This window comes from Absicoccus porci (assembly GCF_003725415.1).
Classification (GTDB): domain Bacteria; phylum Bacillota_I; class Bacilli_A; order Erysipelotrichales; family Erysipelotrichaceae; genus Absicoccus; species Absicoccus porci.
This window is the reverse complement of the sequence record NZ_RJQC01000009.1, coordinates 1-2032: the sequence shown is the minus strand read 5'-3', so window position 1 is coordinate 2032 and position 2032 is coordinate 1. Positions and strand designations below refer to the sequence as shown.

Sequence of the window (2032 nt, the reverse complement as noted above, 5' to 3'; positions counted from 1 at the left end):
CGGTCCAATTGCGGTAATCATCGCGTTCATCTTCAGTATTGGTATGTATCCAGGTCTATAAGATGTGCAAGAGGTCAAATGACCTCTTTTTTTTTATAGAAACAATCAAAAATGTGAAGAATAATCACGTATGTCGCATAAAAGTGGACAAATCTCTAAATGAAAAAGATAATTTTTTGCCTATACATATGTGTATGAATAGCATTTAACACCTAGCAATGAGCTTGTTTTCAACAGTTTATAAAAATAAAGATGAGCATATAGTCTGTGGTTAAGGGTTGAATGCTCATTTTTTGTTGCTCAAAAGATTGTATAGGATTTATTTTTCTTTTGAAAATCGAAGTTCGTGTAATCGAAATAGCGTACGAATGTATCGTGTTTGATGTTGCTAGATTGGAACAGATAGTTAAGATAGGAATCATACTTCTCACTGAGGATATTCTGAAGAGAAATAAGAGATTCTGTACAAACCGTCGATATTTCTCAGGATGCGCAGCTTTTACGTAAGATGGTCAATACACTGCAAGTTTGGATCATAGGCTATCCTATGGCCTTTGCAGACTGGATCAAAGGAGGATGAGAGATCGAGAGCCGAATAGATTTTCTTGAGATAAAAATAGCTTATGTTTCGACAGGTTAATCTGGAAATTTTATTTCCAGGATTTACGATCTTTTCGTCAAAATGGAGGATGATCGTATATTCCGCTTTTTAATGGTTTACTTGACCTTTTGCTTGGCAAAGGCCAGCAAATCATCGGTAATCTTCCATAATTCAGAATACTTTCCAATCCGTGTAACATTCTTGATGGTCACTTTTATGCGTTGCGAATACCAATCTGAATAAAATAGGTGGGATCCTTTGATTAGAGATCATCGTTCAATTTCATCATGAGTGCCTCCATAACCATTATCTGAGATATGTAAAACCCCATACAAAAAAATTGAATAGGTTGACATAAAAAAGCGGCAACTAAGCCTCTTTGTTAAATTGTATAAATTATTAACTATCAACAAACATCTGAAATTTACATATGAAATTATAAAAGACATAAAAAATAAAAAAATTACAATAAAAATAAGAATAAACAATTAAAAGTAAATATAAAAGCGCTTTTATTATTGACTTTTATAAACAACGCCCAATATAATGAAATTGTAAAAAATGTCGGCCAACATTTTAAGACTACTCAATTCATAAAAGGAGAAGAGGAGAAAAAAATTATGAATGCGATTGCTAGTGTAGCCCAGGGCTTCATTGGGCTGTTTACAGCTGGTGGTACAACCTTTACGGGTTGGGTCACTGGTATCATCCCACAAGTTGTTTGCTTGCTTACATTTATGAACTCGATCATCAAATTGGTCGGTGAAGAAAAAGTTGAAAAATTTGCTAGAAAGTTGACAAGTATTGCCATCTTGCGTTATACCTTGTTCCCATTGATTGCCATGATGTTTTTAGGAAATCCAATGGCCTATTCGTTTGGGCGTTTCCTGGATGAAAAATATAAACCATCTTTCTATGATTCGGCTGTTTCTTTCTGCCATCCTATAACAGGTTTATTCCCACATGCCAATGCCGGTGAATTGTTTGTATTCGTAGGTATTGCCGAAGGTGTCAAGAAAGTGGCTGGCAGTTATTCCGATTTAGCGGTTCGCTATTTCATCGTTGGTCTGATCGTGATCGGTATTCGTGGTATCGTAACGGAAAAGATCTACTTCCGTTTAGCAGGCATTAAGAAATAGAGGGGGACGAATCATGGCATATAAAAATATCAAGATCACAAAAGGTTCTGCTGGATTTGGTGGACCATTGATCATCGAACCAAATGAACATAAAAATAAAGTATTGTGTGTCACAGGACAACAAATCAGTCCAGTTGCACAAAAAATTGCTGAAATGACAGGTTGTGAATTGGTGGATGGTTTCAAAACAACCGTTCCTGATGATGAAGTAGCCGTTGCGGTTGTCAACTGTGGTGGTACTGCTCGTTGTGGTGTCTATCCAAAGAAACGCATCATGACCGTCAATGTAGAA

At 36.1% G+C, this 2032-nt stretch carries 1 protein-coding gene and 1 pseudogene; both read left to right on the top strand.

Annotated elements, in window-relative coordinates; genetic code table 11:
• The first annotated feature begins 1221 nt into the window (after positions 1-1221).
• Positions 1222-1740 carry a PTS glucitol/sorbitol transporter subunit IIC gene (gene srlA / locus EDX97_RS11535; RefSeq protein ID WP_128521296.1) on the top strand — a complete coding sequence of 173 codons (519 nt, stop codon included), beginning with the start codon at positions 1222-1224 and terminating at the stop codon, positions 1738-1740.
• A gap of 13 nt (positions 1741-1753) precedes the next feature.
• Positions 1754-2032: pseudogene (locus EDX97_RS11530) on the top strand (PTS glucitol/sorbitol transporter subunit IIB); the annotation flags it as partial.